Genomic DNA, 23460 nt, shown 5'->3' with positions numbered 1-23460 from the left:
GGGAAGACGCACGCAGATGGACCGCCTGACCAACACGATCCGCCCCTACGCCTGGGGATCGCCCACCGCGATCCCCGGCCTCCTCGGCGTGCAGCCGACCGGCGAACCCCAGGCCGAACTGTGGATGGGCGCCCACCCCGGCGCCCCCTCCCGCCTGGACCGCGGCGCCGGCGAGACCACCCTCGCGGACGTCATCGCCGCCGACCCCGAACGGGAGCTCGGCGCCGCGGCCGTCGCCCGGTTCGGGCCCCGCCTGCCCTTCCTCTTCAAGATCCTCGCCGCCGGCGCGCCCCTCTCCCTCCAGGTCCACCCCGACCTGGAGCAGGCCCGCGCCGGATACGCGGAGGAGGAGCGGCTCGGCATCCCCGCCGATGCCCCCCACCGCAACTACAAGGACCCCAACCACAAGCCGGAGATGGTCTGCGCCATCACCGCCTTCGAGGGGCTGTGCGGCTTCCGCCCGCCCCGGGAGGCTGCCGCACTGCTGGACGGCCTGAAGGTCGACTCCCTCACGCCGTACGTCGACCTGCTCCGCGCCCACCCCGAGGACGCGGCCCTGCGGGAGATGCTGACCGCCGTCCTGACCGCCGACCGCGCGGAGACGGCCCGTACGGTCGCCGAGGCCGCGGCCGCCGCCGAACGCCTCGGCGGCCCCTACACCCCGTACGCCACCCTCGCCCACCACTTCCCCGGCGACCCCGGCGTCATCGCGGCCATGCTCCTCAACCACGTCAAACTCCAGCCCGGCGAGGCCATGTTCCTCGGCGCCGGAGTCCCGCACGCCTACCTCGACGGCCTCGGCGTCGAACTCCTCGCCAACTCCGACAACGTCCTGCGCGCCGGACTCACCCCCAAACACGTGGACGTGCCCGAACTCCTGCGGATCGTCCGCTTCGACCCCGGCGACCCGGCGCTGCTGCGCCCCGAGGACGGCGACGAGGAGGTCTACGACACCCCCACCGACGAGTTCCGCCTCTCCCGCCTCGCCCTCGCCCCCGGCGCCGCGCCCCACCGCCTGCCGGCCGGCGCCCCGCAGATCCTGCTGTGCACCGCGGGCCGCCCCACCGCCGGCGAACTGGCCCTGGCGCCAGGCGAGTCGGTGTTCGTCCCGGCCGGCGAGTCCGTCGAACTGTCCGGCCCCGGCACCGTCTTCCGCGCCACCGTCGTCCTCTGAGGCCGGGGCCGGCCGCGGCGGCTGCAAGAATGTGCGGCCGTAGCGCGGCGCCCCGGCCAGGGCCGCCGTACCGAGGAAGGGACAACCAGCACCCATGAGCGCGTCGGGCGGAACCAAGGCGATCGTGGCGGCACTCTCCGCCAACCTCGCCATTGCCGCAGCCAAGTTCGTGGCCTTCGTCTTCAGTGGCTCGTCGTCGATGCTCGCCGAGAGCGTCCACTCGCTGGCGGACTCCGGCAACCAGGGGCTGCTGCTCCTCGGCGGCAAGAAGGCCAAGCGCGAGGCCACCGCGGAACACCCCTTCGGGTATGGGCGGGAGCGCTACATCTACGCGTTCCTCGTCTCGATCGTGCTCTTCACCGTCGGCGGCATGTTCGCCATCTACGAGGGCTACGAGAAGATCAAGCACCCGCACGAGATCGAGGCCTGGTACTGGCCCGTCGGCGTCCTCGTCTTCGCGATCATCGCGGAGACCTTCTCCTTCCGCACCGCGATCAAGGAGTCGAACGAGGTGCGCGGCGGCCTGACCTGGCGCCAGTTCGTCAAGCGCGCCAAGGCGCCCGAACTGCCCGTCGTGCTGCTGGAGGACCTCGGCGCGCTCGTCGGCCTCGTCCTCGCCCTCGTCGGCGTCGGCCTCGCCCTCCTGACGGGCAACGGCGTCTGGGACGGCATCGGCACCCTCGCGATCGGCATCCTGCTCATCCTCATCGCGATCGTCCTGGCCGCCGAGACGAAGTCGCTGCTCCTCGGCGAGGCCGCCGGCATCGACGACATCGAGAAGATCAAGGCGGCCGTCGTCGACGGCGACAGCGTCACCCGCCTCATCCACATGCGCACCCTCCACCTCGGCCCCGAGGAGCTCCTCGTCGCCGCGAAGATCGCCGTCCGGCACGACGAGACCGCCGCCCGCGTCGCCGAGGCGATCGACGCCGCCGAGGCCCGCATCCGCGAGGCCGTCCCGATCGCCCGCGTGATCTACCTGGAGCCGGACATCTACAAGGCCGCCGAGGCAGCCGCCGGCGCGGACCCCCTCGCCAAGCCCGCCGGCTGACCGGCCCCCGGCACCGCCCGAACGCCCCTGCGACCCCCCGCGGGGGCGTTCCCGCACCCGCCCCCGGGCGGCCCGCGCACGCGGGCCCGTACGACCGCGGATTCCCGGGTGCACTGGGGCTCGCCCCCCGGCTCGGTGTAGATTCGTCATCAGTGTCAGGCGTCGCTGCTGATGGCGGTCGGGCGGTCCCGCGACCGGCCGAGGGGAGAGAGGGCCCCCGACGGACTGAGTGCCCGGTGCACCGCCTCCGGCGATGCGCGGCTCAGCCGTACCCACCTCTCGAACCATGAGGAGAGCAGCACCCATGGACTTCAAGGTCGCAGACCTTTCCCTTGCCGCCTTCGGCCGCAAGGAGATCACCCTGGCGGAGCACGAGATGCCGGGTCTGATGTCGATCCGCCGCGAGTACGCGGAGGCGCAGCCGCTGGCGGGCGCCCGCATCACCGGCTCGCTGCACATGACCGTGCAGACCGCCGTCCTGATCGAGACCCTGGTCGCGCTCGGCGCCGAGGTCCGCTGGGCCTCCTGCAACATCTTCTCCACCCAGGACCACGCGGCCGCCGCCATCGCCGTCGGCCCGAACGGCACCCCGGAGAACCCGCAGGGCGTCCCCGTCTTCGCCTGGAAGGGCGAGACGCTGGAGGAGTACTGGTGGTGCACGGAGCAGGCGCTGACCTGGCCGAACACCCCCACCGGCGGCCCGAACATGATCCTCGACGACGGTGGCGACGCCACCCTCCTCGTCCACAAGGGCGTCGAGTTCGAGAAGGCCGGCGCGGCCCCGGACCCGTCCACCGCGGACTCCGAGGAGTACGGCCACATCCTCACGCTGCTGAACCGCACCCTGGCCGAGTCCCCGCAGAAGTGGACGCAGCTGGCCTCCGACATCCGCGGTGTCACCGAGGAGACCACGACGGGCGTCCACCGCCTGTACGAGATGATGCAGGAAGGCACCCTGCTCTTCCCCGCCATCAACGTGAACGACGCCGTCACCAAGTCGAAGTTCGACAACAAGTACGGCTGCCGCCACTCCCTCATCGACGGCATCAACCGCGCCACCGACGTCCTCATCGGCGGCAAGACCGCCGTCGTCTGCGGCTACGGCGATGTCGGCAAGGGCTGCGCCGAGTCCCTCCGCGGCCAGGGCGCGCGCGTCATCGTCACCGAGATCGACCCCATCTGCGCCCTGCAGGCGGCGATGGACGGCTACCAGGTGACCACCCTGGACGAGGTCGTCGAGACCGCCGACATCTTCATCACGACGACCGGCAACAAGGACATCATCATGGCCTCGGACATGGCCAAGATGAAGCACCAGGCCATCGTCGGCAACATCGGCCACTTCGACAACGAGATCGACATGGCCGGCCTGGCGAAGATCGAGGGCATCGTCAAGGACGAGGTCAAGCCGCAGGTCCACACCTGGACCTTCCCCGACGGCAAGGTCCTCATCGTGCTGTCCGAGGGCCGCCTGCTGAACCTCGGCAACGCGACGGGCCACCCCTCCTTCGTCATGTCGAACTCCTTCGCGGACCAGACCCTGGCCCAGATCGAGCTCTTCACGAAGCCGGAGCAGTACCCGACCGACGTCTACACGCTGCCCAAGCACCTGGACGAGAAGGTCGCCCGCCTCCACCTCGACGCGCTCGGCGTCAAGCTGACGACGCTCCGCCCGGAGCAGGCCGCGTACATCGGCGTCCAGGTCGAGGGCCCGTACAAGCCGGACCACTACCGCTACTGATCCGCCGGGCGGGCCGGCGCCCGCCGGCCCCTTCCGCGGAACCGCAGCACCGCTGCCCCGGCAGCACCGAGCCAGGCCCCCGGCACCCGTGCCGGGGGCCTGCCCCGTACGCACGCACAGCAAGGACCCCCCCGCCATGCCCCGCGGCCGCTACTCGCTCCACGACCCGCACGACCACGCCCTGCTCGGCGAGGAGCACTTCCACTGCGCCCCCGGCCCCTCCGGCTGGCGCTACGTCTCCCAGCTGACCGGCCCGGACGGCGGCCACCGCGGCTCCGTCGACCTCGCCGTCGACGAACTCGGCCGCCCCATCCGCGTGGAACTGGCCCTCGCCGGCTGGCAGGTCCGCGGCGCCGCCATCGACGGGGTGACCTGGGTCCGCTCCGACCCCGCCGGCGCCGAGGCCGCCGAGGGCAACGCCCCCGCCGCCGCGTTCACCGGCACGTCCCCGGCCTTCCTCGTCGCCACCGCACGCCTGCTCCGGCCGGCCGAGGGGGCCGCCGCGACCCGCGTCCGGCTCGTGGCGCTGACCGACCCCGTGCTGGCGCCGCGTACGGTCGACCAGGCCTGGCAGCTCGCCGGCAGCAGCGTCCACGACACCGACAGCGGGCCGCTCGTCGTCGACGAGTACCGGGTCACCGCCCTGGACACCGGCGAGGTCCACTCCGTGCACATCGCGGGCGACGTCGTCCTGTCCGCACCCGGAGTCGAACTGGAACACCTGGAGACGCCGCCGTCGGCCTTCCCGGCCTGACCGCCGGCGCAGGCGCGGGGGCCGCCGCCGGTCAGTACTCCTCGTCCGGGTAACCCCAGCGGATCTCGTGCGCGGCCGCGGGGGCCACACCGGCGACCGTCGCCGCGAACAGGCCCTCGAAGTGCGGCTGCCAGAGGTAGAAGCGGGTGATGCCGAGCGGGTGGTCCGACTCCCCGGAGACGAAGAACGCACCGGCGTCGTCCACGGACCAGCCGTGGCTGACCTGGTTCTCCAGCGACTCGTCGTACAGCAGCTCCTGCACGGCCCGGACGACGTCCTCGGCCTGCCGGCGGTCCGCGAGCCCGGTCACGGCGAAGGCGAGATCGATGTTGACTGACATGGCCGCAGCCTAGGCGCACCCCCCGACAGCCCTACCCGGGCGGGGCGAAGCCGGTGCCCCGCCCAGGGGCCGGCGGGGCGGGAGCCGGGGTGGCCGGGGCCGGGAGGCCGGCAGGCACAGGGGCCGCGTGCGTCCCGTACGTCCCGAACGGCGCGGGAGTCCCGTACGCCGGTGGCGGCGGGGCGGGGGCGTACGCACCGGCGCCCGCGCCCGGCACCGCGCCGGCCGCGGGCCCGAAGGCCCGCGCGGCGTCCCGCGACTGCCTCTCGTGCACGACCGCCATCAGGTACGCCGCCGCCGGAACCCCGGCCGGCACCGGCGCCCCCGTACGGGCCGCCAGGTCGTCTGCGAGCCGCGCCGCCATCGCCGCACCGACCTGCGGATCCAGCTGGCCCATCCGCGTCAGGTACTGGCGTACCGCCAGCCACAGCCCCTCCGGCACCGCAGACAGGTCCAGCCCCGTGAACCGCCCCGCCAGCCAGGGCGGCGGAGGCGGCACCGGCATCACCTGCTGCCGCGGCACCCGCTCCCGGACGACGAGCGTCCCCGCGAACACGTCCCCGACCCGCCGGCCCCGCTCCGACACCAGCGAGGCCGTGCACGCCACCGCCCCGAACGTCAGCAGCAGCTCCACGACCCCCATGGCCCCGCGCACCAGCGCGTGCCGGAACCGGATCGGCCCGCCGTCGTCCCGGACCACCCGCAGCCCGCAGGCCAGCTTGCCGAGGGACCGGCCCCCGCTGAGCGTCTCCACCGCGATCGGGACGCCGACCAGTCCCAGCACGAAACCCGACACCGCGACGGCGGCCTGCGCCGCCTCGTCCAGCGAGGCCGTCGCGAAGGCCAGCCCGACCGCGACGGCCACATAGCCCGACAGGTAGACGGCGATGTCCAGGCAGTAGGCGAGCCCACGGCTCGGCAGCCGCGCGGGCCGCAGCCCCAGGACGACCGCGTCCCCCGTCACCAGATCGCTCACGCTGCGCACCCTCTCCCCGGCCGGACCCGCCCCTCGGCGACCAGTCTGCCAAGCTGGCCGTGGAAGAAGTACGCCGGAGCAGGGGGAGCGGCAACCGGATGGATCTCGACGTCTTCGTCACGGCCCACCGCGCGGAGTGGGACCGCCTGGAACAGCTGCTCGGCCGCGGCCGCAGGCTCACCGGCGCGGAGGCGGACGAACTGGTCGCCCTGTACCAGCGGGCGTCCACCCACCTGTCGCTGATCCAGTCGAGCACGCCCGACGCGGTGCTGACAGGCCGGCTCACCCAGCTCGTCGCCCGGGCGCGCGCCACCGTCACCGGGACCCGGCGCGCGGGCTGGCGGGACGCCGCCCGCTTCTTCACCTCCGCCTTCCCTGCCGCCGTCTACCTCAGCCGGCGCTGGTGGATCCCGACCGCGGTGCTGTCCACGCTGCTCGGGGTGCTGATCGGCTGGTGGGTCGCAATGAACCCGGAGGTGCAGGCGTCCATCGCCGCGCCGGAGGAGCTGCGGGCGATGACGGAGCCCGGCGGCGGGTACGAGGCGTACTACTCCAGCCACCCGGCGGCGTCGTTCGCGGCGCAGGTGTGGACGAACAACGCCCAGGCGGCGGCGGTCTGCCTGGTCGCGGGCGCGTTCCTGGGGCTGCCGGTGCTGTGGATCCTCTTCCTCAACATGGCGAACCTGGGGGTGGGGCTCGGGCTGATGGCCTCCGCGGGCCGGCTCGACGTCTTCCTCGGCCTGATCCTGCCGCACGGCCTGCTCGAACTGACCGCGGTGTTCGTCGCCGCGGGCACCGGCCTGCGGCTGGGCTGGACGGTCATCGACCCCGGCCCGCGCACCCGCCGCGCCGCCCTCGCCGAACAGGGCCGGGCCGCGCTCGGCATGGCCGTCGGGCTCGCGGCGGTCCTGTTCGTATCCGGCCTGATCGAGGGTTTCGTGACCCCGTCCGGCCTGCCGACATGGGCGCGGATCGCGATCGGCGTCGCCGCGGAGGCGGTGTTCCTGGCGTACGTGTACGTCCTCGGCGGCCGGGCGGCACGGGCCGGCGAGGTGGGCGACGTGGAGGCCGCGGACCGCACCGCGTCGCTGCCCACGGCGGCCTGATGTGCGTGCAGGGCCGGTCAGCTGCTAGTCTCCTCGTCGTCCCGGAACGGCCGTTGACACGGTCGCGACGGGGAGGTAGATTCGAACGGTTGCCTCGAACTGGACAGTTCGGCAGCAGCGGTTTAACATCTCTCTCGCCTCCGCAGGAATCGTGAATTCCACCGGAGTGCACTCGACTCGCCATCGGGAATCCGAAGCCGGTAAATCCGGTGGAAAACTTCTGATAGAGTCGGAACCGCCGGAAAGGGAAAGCGCGAAAGCGAAAACCCCGGAAAGCGGAGCGCGAAAGACTCTGATAGAGTCGGAAACGCAGGAAAGAAGAACGAAAGCCCGGAGGAAAGCCCCAGTAAGTGTTACTGCGGGTGAGTACAAAGGAAGCGTCCGTTCCTTGAGAACTCAACAGCGTGCCAAAAATCAACGCCAGAAGTTGATACCCCGTCCACTCCGGTGGATGAGGTTCCTTTGAAAAAGACCTGTGAGGCTTCCTCTGGAAGTGCTTGCAGGCAACAACACAGCGAGGACGCAGTGGTCAGTCGGTCCTATTCCGACATGGCTGGCCCGCTCTACGTGTGTGTGCACCGGATGACCGGTAAACATTCATGGAGAGTTTGATCCTGGCTCAGGACGAACGCTGGCGGCGTGCTTAACACATGCAAGTCGAACGATGAACCTCCTTCGGGAGGGGATTAGTGGCGAACGGGTGAGTAACACGTGGGCAATCTGCCCTTCACTCTGGGACAAGCCCTGGAAACGGGGTCTAATACCGGATACGACTGCGGAAGGCATCTTCCGCGGTGGAAAGCTCCGGCGGTGAAGGATGAGCCCGCGGCCTATCAGCTTGTTGGTGGGGTAATGGCCTACCAAGGCGACGACGGGTAGCCGGCCTGAGAGGGCGACCGGCCACACTGGGACTGAGACACGGCCCAGACTCCTACGGGAGGCAGCAGTGGGGAATATTGCACAATGGGCGAAAGCCTGATGCAGCGACGCCGCGTGAGGGATGACGGCCTTCGGGTTGTAAACCTCTTTCAGCAGGGAAGAAGCGAAAGTGACGGTACCTGCAGAAGAAGCGCCGGCTAACTACGTGCCAGCAGCCGCGGTAATACGTAGGGCGCAAGCGTTGTCCGGAATTATTGGGCGTAAAGAGCTCGTAGGCGGCCAGTCACGTCGGATGTGAAAGCCCGAGGCTTAACCTCGGGTCTGCATTCGATACGGGCTGGCTAGAGTGTGGTAGGGGAGATCGGAATTCCTGGTGTAGCGGTGAAATGCGCAGATATCAGGAGGAACACCGGTGGCGAAGGCGGATCTCTGGGCCATTACTGACGCTGAGGAGCGAAAGCGTGGGGAGCGAACAGGATTAGATACCCTGGTAGTCCACGCCGTAAACGTTGGGAACTAGGTGTTGGCGACATTCCACGTCGTCGGTGCCGCAGCTAACGCATTAAGTTCCCCGCCTGGGGAGTACGGCCGCAAGGCTAAAACTCAAAGGAATTGACGGGGGCCCGCACAAGCGGCGGAGCATGTGGCTTAATTCGACGCAACGCGAAGAACCTTACCAAGGCTTGACATATACCGGAAACATCCAGAGATGGGTGCCCCCTTGTGGTCGGTATACAGGTGGTGCATGGCTGTCGTCAGCTCGTGTCGTGAGATGTTGGGTTAAGTCCCGCAACGAGCGCAACCCTTGTCCTGTGTTGCCAGCATGCCCTTCGGGGTGATGGGGACTCACAGGAGACCGCCGGGGTCAACTCGGAGGAAGGTGGGGACGACGTCAAGTCATCATGCCCCTTATGTCTTGGGCTGCACACGTGCTACAATGGCCGGTACAATGAGCTGCGATACCGTGAGGTGGAGCGAATCTCAAAAAGCCGGTCTCAGTTCGGATTGGGGTCTGCAACTCGACCCCATGAAGTCGGAGTCGCTAGTAATCGCAGATCAGCATTGCTGCGGTGAATACGTTCCCGGGCCTTGTACACACCGCCCGTCACGTCACGAAAGTCGGTAACACCCGAAGCCGGTGGCCCAACCCTTGTGGAGGGAGCCGTCGAAGGTGGGACTGGCGATTGGGACGAAGTCGTAACAAGGTAGCCGTACCGGAAGGTGCGGCTGGATCACCTCCTTTCTAAGGAGCACAGTACCGATTGCAGGCAAACGTTCTGCACGGTCAGCTCATGGGTGGAACGTTGATTAGTTGGCATCTTCGGATCTGATGGTTCTCGAGTACTGCTTCGGCGTGGAAAGAGGATGCGGATGAACGAGGGTGCCTGGCACGTTGTTGGGTCCTGAAGGCACGGCCGTCTGGCTAGTCTTCAGTGCCGGCCCCGGTAAAGCTCTGTTTCGGCAGGGTGTGACGGGTGGCTGGTCGTTGTTTGAGAACTACACAGTGGACGCGAGCATCTGTGGCCAAGTTTTTAAGGGCGCACGGTGGATGCCTTGGCACCAGGAACCGATGAAGGACGTGAGAGGCCGCGATAGGCCCCGGGGAGCTGCCAACTGAGCTTTGATCCGGGGGTGTCCGAATGGGGAAACCCGGCAGTCGTCATGGGCTGTCACCCGCTGCTGAACACATAGGCAGTGTGGAGGGAACGAGGGGAAGTGAAACATCTCAGTACCCTCAGGAAGAGAAAACAACCGTGATTCCGGGAGTAGTGGCGAGCGAAACCGGATGAGGCCAAACCGTATGCGTGTGATACCCGGCAGGGGTTGCGCATGCGGGGTTGTGGGAATGAGCTTCAGTCGTCTGCCGGCGGCTGGGCGAGTCAGAAACCGTATGGATAGGCGAAGGACATGCGAAAGGTCCGGCGTAGAGGGTAAGACCCCCGTAGCTGAAATCTGTACGGCTTGCTTGCTCATCTCCCAAGTAGCACGGGGCCCGAGAAATCCCGTGTGAATCTGGCGGGACCACCCGCTAAGCCTAAATATTCCCTGGTGACCGATAGCGGATAGTACCGTGAGGGAATGGTGAAAAGTACCGCGGGAGCGGAGTGAAATAGTACCTGAAACCGTGTGCCTACAAGCCGTGGGAGCGTCGGGATCTTCGGATCCTCGTGACTGCGTGCCTTTTGAAGAATGAGCCTGCGAGTTAGCGGTGTGTAGCGAGGTTAACCCGTGTGGGGAAGCCGTAGCGAAAGCGAGTCCGAACAGGGCGTTTGAGTTGCACGCTCTAGACCCGAAGCGGAGTGATCTAGCCATGGGCAGGTTGAAGCGGAGGTAAGACTTCGTGGAGGACCGAACCCACCAGGGTTGAAAACCTGGGGGATGACCTGTGGTTAGGGGTGAAAGGCCAATCAAACTCCGTGATAGCTGGTTCTCCCCGAAATGCATTTAGGTGCAGCGTCGTGTGTTTCTTGCCGGAGGTAGAGCACTGGATAGGCGATGGGCCCTACCGGGTTACTGACCTTAGCCAAACTCCGAATGCCGGTAAGTGAGAGCGCGGCAGTGAGACTGTGGGGGATAAGCTCCATGGTCGAGAGGGAAACAGCCCAGAGCATCGACTAAGGCCCCTAAGCGTACGCTAAGTGGGAAAGGATGTGGAGTCGCAGAGACAACCAGGAGGTTGGCTTAGAAGCAGCCACCCTTGAAAGAGTGCGTAATAGCTCACTGGTCAAGTGATTCCGCGCCGACAATGTAGCGGGGCTCAAGCGTACCGCCGAAGTCGTGTCATTGCAGCAATACTCCCAACGGAGGCTGTGATGGGTAGGGGAGCGTCGTGTGCCGGGTGAAGCAGCCGCGGAAGCGAGTTGTGGACGGTTCACGAGTGAGAATGCAGGCATGAGTAGCGATACACACGTGAGAAACGTGTGCGCCGATTGACTAAGGGTTCCTGGGTCAAGCTGATCTGCCCAGGGTAAGTCGGGACCTAAGGCGAGGCCGACAGGCGTAGTCGATGGACAACCGGTTGATATTCCGGTACCCGCTTTGAAACGCCCAATATCGAGGCGAGCGATGCTAAGTCCGTGAAGCCGTCCTGGATCCTTCGGGTGAAGGGAAGTGGTGGAGCCGACGAACCGGACTTGTAGTAGGTAAGCGATGGGGTGACGCAGGAAGGTAGTCCAGCCCGGGCGGTGGTTGTCCCGGGGTAAGGGTGTAGGCCGAGGGGTAGGCAAATCCGTCCCTCATACAAGGTTGAGACCTGATGCCGAGCCGATTGTGGCGAAGTGGATGATCCTATGCTGTCGAGAAAAGCCTCTAGCGAGTTTCATGGCGGCCCGTACCCTAAACCGACTCAGGTGGTCAGGTAGAGAATACCGAGGCGTTCGGGTGAACTATGGTTAAGGAACTCGGCAAAATGCCCCCGTAACTTCGGGAGAAGGGGGGCCATTCCTGGTGATAGGTCTTGCACCTTGAGCTGGGGGTGGCCGCAGAGACCAGCGAGAAGCGACTGTTTACTAAAAACACAGGTCCGTGCGAAGCCGTAAGGCGATGTATACGGACTGACGCCTGCCCGGTGCTGGAACGTTAAGGGGACCGGTTAGCTCCATTTCGGTGGGGCGAAGCTGAGAACTTAAGCGCCAGTAAACGGCGGTGGTAACTATAACCATCCTAAGGTAGCGAAATTCCTTGTCGGGTAAGTTCCGACCTGCACGAATGGCGTAACGACTTCTCGACTGTCTCAACCATAGGCCCGGTGAAATTGCACTACGAGTAAAGATGCTCGTTTCGCGCAGCAGGACGGAAAGACCCCGGGACCTTTACTACAGTTTGATATTGGTGTTCGGTTCGGCTTGTGTAGGATAGGTGGGAGACTGTGAAGCGGCCACGCCAGTGGTTGTGGAGTCGTCGTTGAAATACCACTCTGGTCGTGCTGGATGTCTAACCTCGGTCCGTGATCCGGATCAGGGACAGTGTCTGATGGGTAGTTTAACTGGGGCGGTTGCCTCCCAAAGGGTAACGGAGGCGCCCAAAGGTTCCCTCAGCCTGGTTGGCAATCAGGTGTTGAGTGTAAGTGCACAAGGGAGCTTGACTGTGAGACCGACGGGTCGAGCAGGGACGAAAGTCGGGACTAGTGATCCGGCGGTGGCTTGTGGAAGCGCCGTCGCTCAACGGATAAAAGGTACCCCGGGGATAACAGGCTGATCTTCCCCAAGAGTCCATATCGACGGGATGGTTTGGCACCTCGATGTCGGCTCGTCGCATCCTGGGGCTGGAGTCGGTCCCAAGGGTTGGGCTGTTCGCCCATTAAAGCGGTACGCGAGCTGGGTTTAGAACGTCGTGAGACAGTTCGGTCCCTATCCGCTGTGCGCGTAGGAATATTGAGAAGGGCTGTCCCTAGTACGAGAGGACCGGGACGGACGAACCTCTGGTGTGCCAGTTGTCCTGCCAAGGGCATGGCTGGTTGGCTACGTTCGGGAGGGATAACCGCTGAAAGCATCTAAGCGGGAAGCCTGCTTCAAGATGAGTATTCCCACCTCCTTGAGAGGGTAAGGCTCCCAGTAGACGACTGGGTTGATAGGCCAGATGTGGAAGCCCGGTAACGGGTGGAGCTGACTGGTACTAATAGGCCGAGGGCTTGTCCTCAGTTGCTCGCGTCCACTGTGTTAGTTCTGAAGCAACGAACTCGCCATTGCCGGCTTGAGTTCAACTTCATAGTGTTTCGGTGGTCATAGCGTTAGGGAAACGCCCGGTTACATTCCGAACCCGGAAGCTAAGCCTTTCAGCGCCGATGGTACTGCAGGGGGGACCCTGTGGGAGAGTAGGACGCCGCCGAACAATCATTGTGGGAAAGCCCCGCACCAGCTCTGGTGCGGGGCTTTCCTGCGTTTACCGGCCGTGCATGTGTACACCGCTGATTCGGGTCATGTCCGATGCCATGATCCGAGTGTCGGCTGAGGTGCGCGATCGCCTTGCGGTCATCGCCGAGTCCCGCGGCACGTCCATCAGAGCTCTCGTGCAGGAGTTTGCGGAGTCCACGCTCACCCCCGAGGAGCGGCGCGAGCGGGCCGAACGGGCGCGTGAGTACATGGCCGAACACTTCGGTGTGCGAGTGACGGACGAGGAGAGCGCGGAGATGGGGCGCAGGATCCGTCAGGCCTTCGCGGGCCGACACGAGAATGCGGCGTGATCCGGCAGCACCTCGTCCTCGATCGTTGACGTGGACCGCCGGCCTCACAGGCGGCCGGCGGACTTCAGGGCGAGGTAGGCGTCGGCCAGGGCGGGGGCCAGGGTGTCGGGGGCGGCGTCCACGACGTGGACGCCGTGGCGGGCCAGTTGGTCCGCGGTGCGCAGGCGCTGGGCCTGGGACTGGGCCGCGGCCGCGGCCTCGTAGACCGCGTCCAGGGTGCCGCGGGCGCGGGCCATCTCCGCCACCTTCGGGTCCGAGACCGAGGCCAGGAGGACCGTGTGGCGCTGGGTCAGGCGGGGAAGCAGGGGGAGCAGGCCCTCCTCCACCGGAGCCGCCTCCAGGCTGGTCAGCAGGACCACCAGGGAGCTGCGGGGGGCCGTGCGGAGGATCGTGGAGACGAGGGAGCGGGCGTCCGTCTCGATGAGTTCCGGCTCCAGCGGGGCCATCGCGTCCACGAATGCCGGCAGGACGTCGCCCGCCGAGCGGCCCTGGACCTGGGCGCGGACCCGGCGGTCGTAGGCCAGGAGGTCCACGCGGTCGCCGGCGCGGGCGGCCAGGGCCGCCAGGAGGAGGGCCGCATCCATCGAGGCGTCCAGGCGGGGGGCGTCGCCGACGCGGCCGGCCGAGGTGCGGCCCGTGTCCAGGCAGACCAGGATGTGCCGGTCGCGTTCCGGGCGCCAGGTGCGGACCGCGACGCCGTGCCTGCGGGCCGTCGCGCGCCAGTCGATCGAGCGGGTGTCGTCCCCCGGGACGTAGTCGCGGAGGCTGTCGAACTCGGTGCCCTCACCGCGCGTCAGGACGCTCGTCCGGCCGTCCAGTTCGCGCAGGCGCGCCAGGCGGGACGGCAGGTGCTTGCGGCTCGTGAAGGGCGGGAGGACGCGCACCGTCCAGGGGATGCGGTGCGTGCCCTGGCGGGAGGCGAGGCCCAGAGGACCGGAGGAGCGGATCGTCACCCGGTCCGCGTGGCGGTCGCCGCGGCGGGTGGGGTGCAGACGGGTCGACACGCGGCGGCGTTCGCCCGGAGGGACCGTCAGCGTGTGCCGGGACGCCGCCTGTTCGGTGCCGGGCAGCCAGCTGCTCGGAGGCCACGCGTCGCGGATCCGGGCCCGCAGCGGGCGGGTTCCCGGGTTGGTGACCGACAAGTGGACCTCGGCCGGCTCGCCCAGGCGGACCGCCGTGTCGCCCGAGCGGGACAGGACCAGGCTGCGGACCGGCGCCGCCAGCGCGTAGTCGAGGGCGCAGGCTGCGGCCAGCGGGCCGTTCACCGCGAGGATGCCCGCCCAGGACGGCTCCAGCAGGCCGACGGGGAGGGCGCCGAGGGCCGCCAGCAGGGCGGCGCGTCCGGTGAGGGCCATCAGCGGGGCACGGGGACGTGGGACAGGACGGCGTTCAGCACCGCATCCGGTGTCACACCTTCCATCTCGGCCTCCGGGCGCAGCTGCACCCGGTGCCGCAGCGTCGGCAGGGCCAGCGCCTTCACGTCGTCCGGTGTGACATAGTCCCGGCCGGTCAGCCACGCCCACGCGCGGGACGCGGCGAGGAGGGCCGTCGCGCCGCGCGGGGAGACGCCCAGGGACAGCGACGGCGACTCGCGGGTGGCGCGGCATACGTCGACGACGTACCCGGCGATATCCGGCGACACGGCGACGGCGGCGACGGCCTCGCGGGCCGCCCGGAGCTCCTCCGGTCCCGCCACCGGGCGGATGCCGGCCGCCGCGAGGTCGCGCGGGTCGAAACCCGCCGCGTGCCGGGTCAGGACGTCGACCTCGTCGGCGCGGGAGGGCAGCGGGACGTTCAGCTTCAGCAGGAAGCGGTCCAGCTGCGCCTCGGGCAGCGGGTACGTGCCCTCGTACTCGACCGGGTTCATCGTCGCGGCGACCAGGAACGGCTCGGGCAGGCGGCGCGGGGTGCCGTCCACCGTCACCTGCCGCTCCTCCATCGCCTCCAGCAGCGCGGACTGCGTCTTCGGAGGAGTGCGGTTGATCTCGTCGGCGAGGAGCAGGTTCGTGAAGACCGGGCCCTCCTGGAAGGAGAACTCGGCGGTGCGGGCGTCGTAGACCAGCGAGCCCGTCACGTCGCTCGGCATCAGGTCCGGGGTGAACTGGACGCGTTTCGTGCCGAGGTCGAGGGAGGCCGCCAGGGCCCGTACCAGCAGGGTCTTCGCGACGCCCGGGACGCCCTCCAGCAGGACGTGGCCGCGGCACAGGAGGGCGACGACGAGACCGGTGACCGCCGGGTCCTGGCCCACGACGGCCTTGCCGATCTCGGTGCGGATCGCCTCCAGGGCGGAGCGGGCGCTGTCCGTGGTGGCCGTCATGAGGAGCGGACCTCTCTTTCGAGGGCGTCGAGGTGGTCGGCGAGCGCGACGAGTGCCGCGTCCGTTGCGGGCGGGAGGCCGAAGAGCAGGGCCGCTGCGTCCCGGTCCGGGCCGGAAGCGCGCGCCGACACGGCCGGCACGAGGACCGCCGGGTCGTGGCAGCCGGACTTCGGTACGCCCACGAGGGCGGCGAGGCGCTCCCGGGCGGCGGCCCGCAGCACCGTCGCCGCGCGCTCCCGGGCGGCGGCCCTGCGGTAGAGGCGGGCGCGGCCCTCGGTGGCCTCCGAGGCGCGGACCGCGACGGGGAGGCGTTCGGTGACGAGCGGGCCGAGGCGGCGGGCCCGCCACAGGGCGGCCAGGACGGCGGCGATCAGCAGCTGGAGGAGCGCCCAGTGCCAGCCCGCCGGGATCAGGTCGGTGAGGGCGGTGTCGCCGCCCGCGCCGTCCCGCAGCTCGGCGGGCGAGGGCAGGTACCAGACGAGTTCGGGGCGGCTGCCGAGCAGGTGCAGGGCCAGGGAGGCGTTGCCCTCGCGGGCCAGGTCCTCGTTGAGGAGGAAGGCGGCGGAGCCGGCGACGACGGTGTCGCCGCCCGCGGTCGCCGACGGCAGGACGAGCAGGGTCGGGCGGCCGCCGTCCGGGTAGCAGGCGGCCGCGCCCGCGGCCGTCGTCGTGTACCGCAGGCCGCCACCCGTGTCGGCGCGGCCCGCGGTGCGGGCGGCGGGCAGCGCGCAGTCGGGGGCGGGGGTGTCGGTGCGGGAGGCGCCGGCGGTGTGCACCGCGGGCGCGAGGTCGCGCAGGGCGGTGCCTCCCGGGGCCAGGAGGACGGTGCGGCCGCCGGACAGGTCGGCGGCGGAGCGGATCGTGCCGCGTGCCTGCGGGCCGAGCAGGTCGGGGCGGGCGACCAGCAGGGTGGTGCCGGGGCCGGCCGCGCCCGCGGCGGCGTCCGCCGTCGTGACGATACGGGTGCTCACGCCGCGGTCCCGGAGCAGCGCGGCGACGGCCCGGGTGCCCGAGGGGTCCGCGGAGCGGGGGTCGAGGCGGCCGTGGCGGCCGCCCGGGTCCAGGGCGGCGAGGACGACGCCCGCGGTGATCAGGACGGCGAGGGCGAGGAGCAGGCCGCGGGCGCGGCGCCACACCGCGGCCGGTGTCGCGGCCGGGCGGAACGTGCCGCCGGCGGGCTCGGGCGGGGAGGCCGGGCGCGGGGCGGCGGCGGTCATGCCGGGCCGCCCGTCAGGCGGGGCCGGGTTTCGGCCAGGGCCAGGTCGAGGTCGCGGAGGCGGCCGTAGGCGGCGGCGTCGGCGGTGCGGCCGCCGTAGGCGACGTCGTCGAAGGTGCGGGCCGCGGCGCGCAGCGCGTCGGCGTGGCCGGGGAGGGCGGGCGCTGCCGCGGCGGCGGCCTCGTCGGCGGTGCGGCCGGGGCGCGGGTCGAGGAGGGCGCGCTCCTCCAGGGAGCGGACGACGGCCCGCATGCGCTCCTGGACGGCCTCGTTCCAGCGGGCCGCCGCGGCGTGGGCCTCGGCGGCGGTGCGGTGGTCGGCGGCGCTGCGCGGGCCGTCGGCGAACAGGGCGGCCGCGCCGGCGGAGGTCCGGCGCGGTGTGCCGAGCCGCCACCACAGGGCGGCCGCGGCGAGGACGGCCAGGGCGGCCGCCGCGGCCAGGCCGGCGGTGCCGCCGGGGGCGGCCGCGCCGGCCCGGTCGAAGAGGTCGCCGAGCCACTCCCAGAAGGCGTCCAGGGCGCGCCGCAGCAGCCCGGGGTCGTTCTGGTGGTAGGCCGGGTCGGACAGTTCCCGTTCGGCCGCCTCGCGGGCCGGGCCGCGAGGTGTCGTGACCGGCGGCGTCTCCCCGGCCGCCGCGCCCGCGATGAGGTCCCCCCTGCTCGCCACGGGCGGCTAGCCGGCCGTGGGCGGGGCCGCGGGGTCCGTGCCGTACTCGTGCAGGCCGGCGGCGCGGGCCAGCTCCAGGTCGAGGGCCTCGCGGCGGATGCGCTGGTCGACGTACAGGAGGACGGTGACGCCGGCCTGCATCGGGATGGTGACCGTCTGCACGATGACCGCGCCGATGCCGGAGATGACCAGGAACGGCCAGCTGGTGGCCAGGGTCTGCTGGTCGAAGCCGTCGAGGCCGCCGGCGATGACCAGCGCCAGGGCGCTGATCGGCGTCAGGATCACGAACGACACGACGAGCGTGATGATCGCGGTCAGGGCCGTGATGCCGAAGATCCGCCACCAGGAGCCCCGGACGAGCCTGGAGGAGCGGCGCAGGGCCGTGACGATGCCGGACTTCTCCAGCATCAGCGCCGGCGAGGCCAGCGTGAACTTGATCGCGAGCCAGAGCAGCAGCGGCAGGGCGGCGAGCCCGCCGAGCAGGAGCAGGCCGGTGCTCCGGGTGAGGATGCCCGGCAGGAGCAGCACGGTGGCGAGGGCGGCGGCGCCCAGGCCGATGGCCAGGGCCAGGCCGGCCAGGCGCGGCAGCTGCGGGCGGGCGTCGCGCCAGGCCTCGCCGACGGACGAGGCGCGGCCGATGACGGCCCGGCTGAAGACCATGGTGAGCAGGGCGGTCGCCAGGATTCCGGCGATGAACTGGACGAAGGCGGTGCCCAGGCTCGACAGGAGCGTGTCGGTGAGCGAGTCGACGAGCTCCTGCAGGTCCGGCTCCTCGCTCATCACGGGGACGGCCGGGAAGGCGTACTTCTTCAGCAGGACGTCGGTGATCTGGACGACCGTGGCGATGACGAGGGTGATCGCGAAGACGGAGCGCCAGTGGCGTCGCATGGTGGCGACGGCGCCGTCGAGGATCTCGCCCATGTCGAGGGGGCGCAGCGGGATGACGCCGGGCTTGGCGGCCGGGGGCTTGCCCCACCGGCCGGGGCCGCCGGGGTAGCCGTACGGGCTGCCGGGGCCGGTGCCGCCGCGGTTCCAGCCGCCGGGCGCGGGCTGCTGCGGGCCGGCCGGGGGCTCGGGGGTCTGCGGGGCGCCGGGGCTCTGCCAGTCGCCGGGAGGCGGCTGGCGCTCGGCCCACTTGCGGCCTTCTGCGGGGGGCCGGGCGTCGGAGCCGGGCCCGGGGGAGTCGGGTGCGCCGGGCCGCTCGCCGTCGGACGGAGAGGATCCGGGCGCGGCCCAGCCCGGAGAGTCGTTCATCGTCGCTCCTTCACGTGTGCCTGCCGGGGGCGGGGGCGCTGGTCGGCTGCCATCGTGCCACGTGGGAACAGCGTGCGGGCGGGCCGTCCCCCGCCGTACCGGGCCGCCTGCGGGTTCAATTGTCACCCTGATCCGGGGCAGACTGGGCGATGTGATCTCCACACGGGGCCGAGGGGCGGTTTCCGGCCATTCTGGCTGTGGGGCAGCTCACCGCCTGGTAACGATTGGCTAATGGGATGATGTCAAGCATGAAGGGACGCGTCCTTGTCGTCGACGACGACACCGCACTGGCCGAGATGCTCGGCATCGTGTTGCGTGGTGAAGGTTTCGAGCCGTCGTTCGTAGCGGACGGCGACAAGGCACTGGCTGCCTTCCGGGAGGTCAAACCGGACCTGGTGCTGCTGGACCTGATGCTGCCCGGGAGGGACGGCATAGAGGTCTGCCGGCTCATCCGGGCCGAGTCCGGGGTGCCGATCGTGATGCTCACGGCGAAGAGCGACACGGTGGACGTCGTGGTGGGCCTGGAGTCCGGGGCCGACGACTACATCGTCAAGCCGTTCAAGCCGAAGGAGCTGGTGGCCCGCATCCGGGCGCGCCTGCGCCGCTCGGAGGAGCCGGCTCCGGAGCAGCTGACCATCGGCGACCTCGTGATCGACGTGGCCGGGCACTCCGTCAAGCGCGACGGCAGCTCGATCGCGCTGACGCCGCTGGAGTTCGACCTGCTGGTCGCGCTCGCCCGCAAGCCCTGGCAGGTCTTCACCCGCGAGGTGCTGCTGGAGCAGGTGTGGGGCTACCGGCACGCGGCGGACACCCGCCTGGTCAACGTGCACGTCCAGCGCCTGCGCTCCAAGGTCGAGAAGGATCCGGAGCGCCCCGAGATCGTCGTGACGGTGCGCGGTGTCGGCTACAAGGCAGGACCGAGCTGACGTGATGTCCGGCAGGCCGCGGGGCGGCTCCCGCTGGGGGGCCCTGCGGGGCGGCCGGCTGCTCCAGGACGGAGCGCCCGGCGGTCCCGTGCTGCGGCTGCTCGTACGCCTCGTACGGCGGCCGCTGCTTCCGGCTGTCCGGCTGTGGCGGCGCAACATCCAGCTGCGGGTCGTCGCCGCGACCATGCTGATGTCGCTGACCGTCGTGCTCGCGCTCGGCGTCGTCGTCATCGCGCAGGTCAGCACGGGCCTTCTCGAGGCGAAGGAGGAGGCGGCGCAGAGCCAGGCCGCGGGCGGCTTCGCCGTCGCGCAGGAGAAGGCGAACACCCCGGCGACGGTCGACGGCCCCGACGCCACCGACAACAAGGTCGGCCGGGACGCCAGTACCTGGATGAACTCGCTGGTCAAGCAGCTCGCGAGCGGCGGCCAGACAGCCTTCGAGGTGGTCGCGCTCGGCGTCGGCACGGGCGCCCCGGGCGGCCCTGCCGCGGGCGGCGTCGGCCGGCCCGGCGGTCCCGGCGCATCCGGCGTCAAGGGCGCCCGCGCCTCCGGCAACGTCGACCCGACCGCGAGCGTCCCGCCGGCGCTGCGGCACGCCGTGAACCACGCCACCGGCACGTTCAAGACGTTCTCGCAGATCAAGTACACGGCCGGGGCCGGCGACAAGGACCCCGAGCCCGCGCTGGTCGTCGGGAAGCGGCTCACCGACATCAACGGCGACCCCTACGACCTGTACTACCTCTTCCCGCTGACGCAGGAGGAGGAGTCGCTGAACCTGGTCAAGTCGACCATCGCCACCGCCGGCCTGTTCGTCGTCGTGCTGCTCAGCGCCATCGCCTGGCTCGTGGTCCGGCAGATCGTCACCCCGGTGCGGATGGCCGCGGGCATCGCCGAGCGGCTGTCGGCCGGGCGGCTGCAGGAGCGGATGAAGGTCACCGGCGAGGACGACATCGCCCGCCTCGGCGAGGCCTTCAACAAGATGGCGCAGAGCCTCCAGGGCAAGATCCAGCAGCTGGAGGAGCTGTCGCGGATGCAGCGCCGGTTCGTCTCCGACGTCTCGCACGAGCTGCGGACCCCGCTGACCACCGTGCGGATGGCCGCCGACGTCATCCACGACGCCCGCGTCGACTTCGACCCGGTCACCGCCCGCTCCGCGGAACTCCTCGCCGGGCAGCTCGACCGCTTCGAGTCGCTGCTGGCCGACCTCCTGGAGATCAGCCGCTTCGACGCGGGCGCCGCCGCGCTGGAGGCCGAGCCGATCGACCTGCGCGACGTCGTCCACCGGGTCGTCGAGGGCGCCGAGCCGCTCGCCGAGCACAAGGGCACCCGGATCCGGGTGCTGGGCGACACCCAGCCGGTCATCGCCGAGGCCGACGCCCGGCGCGTGGAGCGCGTCCTGCGCAACCTCGTCGTCAACGCCGTCGAGCACGGCGAGGGCCGCGACGTGGTGGTGCGCCTCGCCTCCGCGGGCGGCGCCGTCGCCATCGCCGTACGGGACTACGGCGTCGGCCTCAAGCCCGGCGAGGCGACCCGTGTCTTCAACCGCTTCTGGCGGGCCGACCCGGCCCGCGCCCGCACCACCGGCGGCACCGGCCTGGGCCTGTCCATCGCCGTCGAGGACGCCCGCCTGCACGGCGGCTGGCTCCAGGCCTGGGGCGAGCCCGGCGGCGGCTCCCAGTTCCGGCTGACGCTGCCGCGGACCGCCGACGAGCCGCTGCGCGGCTCCCCGATCCCGCTGGAGCCCGAGGACTCGCGGGCCAACCGGGCCCGCGCCGCGGCCGGCGCTGCCGACCGGCCGAAGGGGCCGCAGGCGCAGGCGCCCGCGCGCACCGACCGCTCGGCGATACCGCCCCGGCCGCCGGTCGGCGGGGCCGTGCCGGTGCCGGCCGACCCGACGGCCCTGCCCGGCAGCGGTGCCCGCGTCGTGGCCCGCCCCGCCGACCAGGCAGCACAGGAGGATGGAGCAGGTGGACGCTGAGCCGGTGGGCGCAGAGCCCGTACGAGCCGAGGCCGGGCCGCCCGCGGGGCGCGGCGGCGCCCGCACCGGGCGCCGGCCGGCGGCCGCCCGCGCCTGCGCGCTCGGCGCGGGCGTGCTGCTGCTGGCCGGCTGCGCGTCCATGCCGGTCAGCGGCGAGATCCGCGAGGTGCGGGCCTCGCAGGGCGTGGACTCGCAGGTGCGGGTCTTCGGTGTGCCGCCGGCCGACAAGGCGGGCCCGACCGAGATCGTCGACGGCTTCCTGGAGGCCATGACCAGCGACGACCCGCAGCTGCAGACCGCCCGGAAGTACCTCACCGAGGACGCGGCGCGGACGTGGCGGCCCAGCACGGGCGTCACCGTGCTGTCGGCGGGCATCGACCGCTTCTCCCTGCCCGGCGACAAGGACGGCCCGGGGCCCCGCTTCAAGATGGCCGGCAAGCGCCTCGCGACCGTGGACGAGCGCAGCGCGTACCAGCCGGCCCCCGAGGACAGCCGCTACGAGGAGACCCTGCAGCTCGTGCAGGAGAACAAGCAGTGGCGGATCCAGACCCCGCCGGCGAGCCTCGTCCTCAGCGAGTCGGACTTCCAGCGCATCTACATGCCGGTGAACAAGTACTACTTCGCCGGGGGGACCCTCGTCGCCGACCCGGTGTACGTACGCCAGCGCAGCGACCCGGACTCGCGGATGGACCCCACGACGCAGACGGTGCAGTCGCTGCTCGCCGGGCCGTCCAAGTGGCTGGGGCCGGTGGTCACTTCGAGCTTCCCGACGGGGACGGAGCTGCGCGAGGGCACCAAGTCCCTCGCCACCGACGGGCAGAACGTCCTGCGTGTGCCGCTGAACCGGAAGGTCGACGACGTCGCGCAGCCGCAGTGCCAGAAGATGGCCACGCAAATGCTGTTCACCGTCAAGGAACTGGCGGCGTCCCGGCTGGAGCGGGTGGAGCTGCTGCGCTCCGACCGCTCCCTGCTGTGCTCGGTGACGGACGCGGGCGCCTCGGCCATCGCGCACCGCGTGCCGAGCCCCGACTACCAGTACTACGTCGACGCCGAGAGCCGCTTCGTGCGGATGAAGCTCGACGTCAACAGCGAGGACCAGCAGTACCGGGCCGAGCCCGTGCCGGGCCCGCTGTCGGGCAGCCCGGCGTTCAAGGCCGCCTCGGCCGCGGTCTCGTACGACGAGAAGCGGGCGGCCGCGGTCTCCGAGGACGGCCGGGGCATGTACCTGGTCAACCTGACGACTGCCGGGCCGATGCCGGCGCCGGTGCTCACCGCCAAGGGCGCCAAGCCGAACGGGCTGAGCACGCCCAGCTTCGACGCGGCCGGCGACGTGTGGGTCGCCGACCAGGACCCGCAGGCGCCGGCCCTGTACCGGGTGCCGGCGGGGACCTCCGTCGCGCAGAAGGTCGAGGTGGCCGGGCTGGACGGCCGGATCACCGCCGTGAGGGCCGCCCCGGACGGGGTGCGCCTCGCGCTGCTGGTGCAGAAGGGCAACCTCAAGAGCCTCTACATCGGGCGCATCGAGCGGCCCGAGGGCGGCAAGCCCGCGGTGGCGGCCGCGCCGCCGGTGACGGTGCGGGAACTGCGCCCGGCGGCCCCGCAGATGGCCGACGTCACGGCGCTGAGCTGGGCGCCGCGCGGGCGGCTGCTCGTGGTGGGCCGGGAGAAGGGCGGCGTCGTGCAGGCCCGCTCGATGCTGGCGGACGGCTCGATGGTCGCGGCGAGCCTGCCGGGGGCGACCGGGCTGATCGCGGTGGCCGCCGCGGACGACGACAAGAAGCCGGTCGTGGCCTGGTCCGAGGACGACGGCATCGTGTGGCTGCCGCCGGGCGCGCAGTGGCGCACGATCGCGCTCGGCCGGGCCCCGGTGTACCCGGGCTGACGGGCTGACCGGCTGACC

The 23460-nt window shown here is 70.5% G+C and carries 16 protein-coding genes and 3 rRNA genes; 12 read left to right on the top strand and 7 right to left on the bottom strand.

Going from position 1 to position 23460, the window contains the following annotated elements; translation table 11 throughout:
- The first annotated feature begins 16 nt into the window (after window positions 1-16).
- The 4 genes from manA to C0216_RS27050 all read left to right on the top strand — a co-directional run bounded on the left by manA (window position 17) and on the right by C0216_RS27050 (window position 4720).
- Window positions 17-1174, top strand: coding sequence for a mannose-6-phosphate isomerase, class I (gene manA / locus C0216_RS27065; protein WP_114057780.1), 1158 nt, complete (start codon window positions 17-19; stop codon window positions 1172-1174).
- A gap of 94 nt (window positions 1175-1268) precedes the next feature.
- The gene (locus C0216_RS27060; RefSeq protein WP_114057779.1) at window positions 1269-2225 is read left to right on the top strand and encodes a cation diffusion facilitator family transporter; all 957 of its coding nucleotides are present in this window, start codon (window positions 1269-1271) and stop codon (window positions 2223-2225) included.
- A 304-nt stretch (window positions 2226-2529) separates the two neighbouring features.
- Window positions 2530-3966 carry an adenosylhomocysteinase gene (gene ahcY / locus C0216_RS27055; RefSeq protein WP_216827111.1) on the top strand — a complete coding sequence of 479 codons (1437 nt, stop codon included), beginning with the start codon at window positions 2530-2532 and terminating at the stop codon, window positions 3964-3966.
- Window positions 3967-4102: 136 nt separating this feature from the next.
- Window positions 4103-4720: a hypothetical protein gene (locus C0216_RS27050; RefSeq protein WP_114057777.1), complete on the top strand. Its 618-nt coding sequence runs from the start codon at window positions 4103-4105 to the stop codon at window positions 4718-4720.
- Window positions 4721-4751: 31 nt separating this feature from the next.
- Here C0216_RS27050 and C0216_RS27045 read toward each other — a convergent pair whose 3' ends face one another.
- Together C0216_RS27045 and C0216_RS27040 are read right to left on the bottom strand one after the other, a co-directional pair.
- Window positions 4752-5060 carry a hypothetical protein gene (locus C0216_RS27045; RefSeq protein WP_114057776.1) on the bottom strand — a complete coding sequence of 103 codons (309 nt, stop codon included), beginning with the start codon at window positions 5058-5060 and terminating at the stop codon, window positions 4752-4754.
- Between the two features lie 31 nt (window positions 5061-5091).
- Window positions 5092-6036: an RDD family protein gene (locus C0216_RS27040; protein ID WP_174250470.1), complete on the bottom strand. Its 945-nt coding sequence runs from the start codon at window positions 6034-6036 to the stop codon at window positions 5092-5094.
- 98 nt (window positions 6037-6134) lie between these two features.
- Here C0216_RS27040 and C0216_RS27035 point away from each other — a divergent pair, with 98 nt between their 5' ends.
- From C0216_RS27035 to C0216_RS27015, 5 genes are all read left to right on the top strand, one after another.
- Window positions 6135-7142 carry a stage II sporulation protein M gene (locus tag C0216_RS27035; protein WP_114057774.1) on the top strand — a complete coding sequence of 336 codons (1008 nt, stop codon included), beginning with the start codon at window positions 6135-6137 and terminating at the stop codon, window positions 7140-7142.
- A 596-nt stretch (window positions 7143-7738) separates the two neighbouring features.
- Window positions 7739-9264 (top strand): 16S ribosomal RNA (locus tag C0216_RS27030).
- 279 nt (window positions 9265-9543) lie between these two features.
- Window positions 9544-12659: ribosomal RNA gene (locus C0216_RS27025) — 23S ribosomal RNA — on the top strand.
- Between the two features lie 75 nt (window positions 12660-12734).
- Window positions 12735-12851 (top strand): 5S ribosomal RNA (gene rrf / locus C0216_RS27020).
- Together the 16S, 23S and 5S rRNA genes form the textbook arrangement of a ribosomal RNA operon.
- Before the next feature lie 88 nt (window positions 12852-12939).
- Complete coding sequence (locus C0216_RS27015) at window positions 12940-13203, top strand: hypothetical protein (protein WP_114057773.1); 264 nt, start codon at window positions 12940-12942, stop codon at window positions 13201-13203.
- A gap of 44 nt (window positions 13204-13247) precedes the next feature.
- Here C0216_RS27015 and C0216_RS27010 read toward each other — a convergent pair whose 3' ends face one another.
- The 5 genes from C0216_RS27010 to C0216_RS26990 are packed head-to-tail and all read right to left on the bottom strand — an operon-like array spanning window position 13248 to window position 18656.
- Window positions 13248-14558, bottom strand: a complete 1311-nt coding sequence (locus C0216_RS27010; protein WP_114057772.1) for a DUF58 domain-containing protein — start codon at window positions 14556-14558, stop codon at window positions 13248-13250.
- Window positions 14558-15520 carry an AAA family ATPase gene (locus C0216_RS27005; protein WP_114057771.1) on the bottom strand — a complete coding sequence of 321 codons (963 nt, stop codon included), beginning with the start codon at window positions 15518-15520 and terminating at the stop codon, window positions 14558-14560. Before C0216_RS27005 ends, C0216_RS27010 begins: the two co-directional genes overlap by 1 nt.
- A complete protein-coding gene (locus tag C0216_RS27000) occupies window positions 15517-16737 on the bottom strand; it encodes a DUF4350 domain-containing protein (RefSeq protein WP_114057770.1) in 1221 nt (406 codons plus the stop codon). The genes C0216_RS27005 and C0216_RS27000 overlap by 4 nt, the downstream gene beginning before the upstream one ends.
- Window positions 16734-17402: a DUF4129 domain-containing protein gene (locus tag C0216_RS26995; protein WP_114057769.1), complete on the bottom strand. Its 669-nt coding sequence runs from the start codon at window positions 17400-17402 to the stop codon at window positions 16734-16736. Before C0216_RS26995 ends, C0216_RS27000 begins: the two co-directional genes overlap by 4 nt.
- A 6-nt stretch (window positions 17403-17408) precedes the next feature.
- Entirely contained in the window at window positions 17409-18656 is a 1248-nt protein-coding gene (locus tag C0216_RS26990; protein WP_114057768.1) for a hypothetical protein, read from the bottom strand.
- 236 nt (window positions 18657-18892) lie between these two features.
- Here C0216_RS26990 and mtrA point away from each other — a divergent pair, with 236 nt between their 5' ends.
- From mtrA to C0216_RS26975, 3 genes are read left to right on the top strand one after another with little or no spacing between them, the layout of a single operon-like run.
- The gene (gene mtrA, locus C0216_RS26985) at window positions 18893-19582 is read left to right on the top strand and encodes a two-component system response regulator MtrA (RefSeq protein WP_189812656.1); all 690 of its coding nucleotides are present in this window, start codon (window positions 18893-18895) and stop codon (window positions 19580-19582) included.
- A 4-nt stretch (window positions 19583-19586) separates the two neighbouring features.
- The gene (mtrB, locus tag C0216_RS26980) at window positions 19587-21560 is read left to right on the top strand and encodes an MtrAB system histidine kinase MtrB (protein ID WP_174250469.1); all 1974 of its coding nucleotides are present in this window, start codon (window positions 19587-19589) and stop codon (window positions 21558-21560) included.
- Complete coding sequence (locus C0216_RS26975; RefSeq protein WP_246042708.1) at window positions 21550-23442, top strand: LpqB family beta-propeller domain-containing protein; 1893 nt, start codon at window positions 21550-21552, stop codon at window positions 23440-23442. The genes mtrB and C0216_RS26975 overlap by 11 nt, the downstream gene beginning before the upstream one ends.
- The last annotated feature ends 18 nt before the right edge of the window (window positions 23443-23460 follow it).

Origin of the sequence: Streptomyces globosus (assembly GCF_003325375.1) — a bacterium.
GTDB classification, from domain to species: Bacteria; Actinomycetota; Actinomycetes; order Streptomycetales; family Streptomycetaceae; genus Streptomyces; species Streptomyces globosus_A.
The sequence above is the reverse complement of the archived record's forward strand: the minus strand, read 5'-3'. Positions and strand labels throughout refer to the sequence as shown.

What these genes read in the sequence shown, in the direction of transcription:
- C0216_RS27010 (WP_114057772.1), bottom strand. Translation starts at nt 14,558, where the DNA reads ATGGCCCTCACCGGACGCGCCGCCCTGCTGGCGGCCCTCGGCGCCCTC.
- C0216_RS27045 (WP_114057776.1), bottom strand. Translation starts at nt 5,060, where the DNA reads ATGTCAGTCAACATCGATCTCGCCTTCGCCGTGACCGGGCTCGCGGAC.
- mtrB (WP_174250469.1), top strand. Translation starts at nt 19,587, where the DNA reads ATGTCCGGCAGGCCGCGGGGCGGCTCCCGCTGGGGGGCCCTGCGGGGC.
- manA (WP_114057780.1), top strand. Translation starts at nt 17, where the DNA reads ATGGACCGCCTGACCAACACGATCCGCCCCTACGCCTGGGGATCGCCC.
- C0216_RS27000 (WP_114057770.1), bottom strand. Translation starts at nt 16,737, where the DNA reads ATGACCGCCGCCGCCCCGCGCCCGGCCTCCCCGCCCGAGCCCGCCGGC.
- C0216_RS27015 (WP_114057773.1), top strand. Translation starts at nt 12,940, where the DNA reads ATGTCCGATGCCATGATCCGAGTGTCGGCTGAGGTGCGCGATCGCCTT.
- C0216_RS27050 (WP_114057777.1), top strand. Translation starts at nt 4,103, where the DNA reads ATGCCCCGCGGCCGCTACTCGCTCCACGACCCGCACGACCACGCCCTG.
- ahcY (WP_216827111.1), top strand. Translation starts at nt 2,530, where the DNA reads ATGGACTTCAAGGTCGCAGACCTTTCCCTTGCCGCCTTCGGCCGCAAG.
- mtrA (WP_189812656.1), top strand. Translation starts at nt 18,893, where the DNA reads ATGATGTCAAGCATGAAGGGACGCGTCCTTGTCGTCGACGACGACACC.
- C0216_RS27035 (WP_114057774.1), top strand. Translation starts at nt 6,135, where the DNA reads ATGGATCTCGACGTCTTCGTCACGGCCCACCGCGCGGAGTGGGACCGC.
- C0216_RS26990 (WP_114057768.1), bottom strand. Translation starts at nt 18,656, where the DNA reads ATGAACGACTCTCCGGGCTGGGCCGCGCCCGGATCCTCTCCGTCCGAC.
- C0216_RS27005 (WP_114057771.1), bottom strand. Translation starts at nt 15,520, where the DNA reads ATGACGGCCACCACGGACAGCGCCCGCTCCGCCCTGGAGGCGATCCGC.
- C0216_RS27060 (WP_114057779.1), top strand. Translation starts at nt 1,269, where the DNA reads ATGAGCGCGTCGGGCGGAACCAAGGCGATCGTGGCGGCACTCTCCGCC.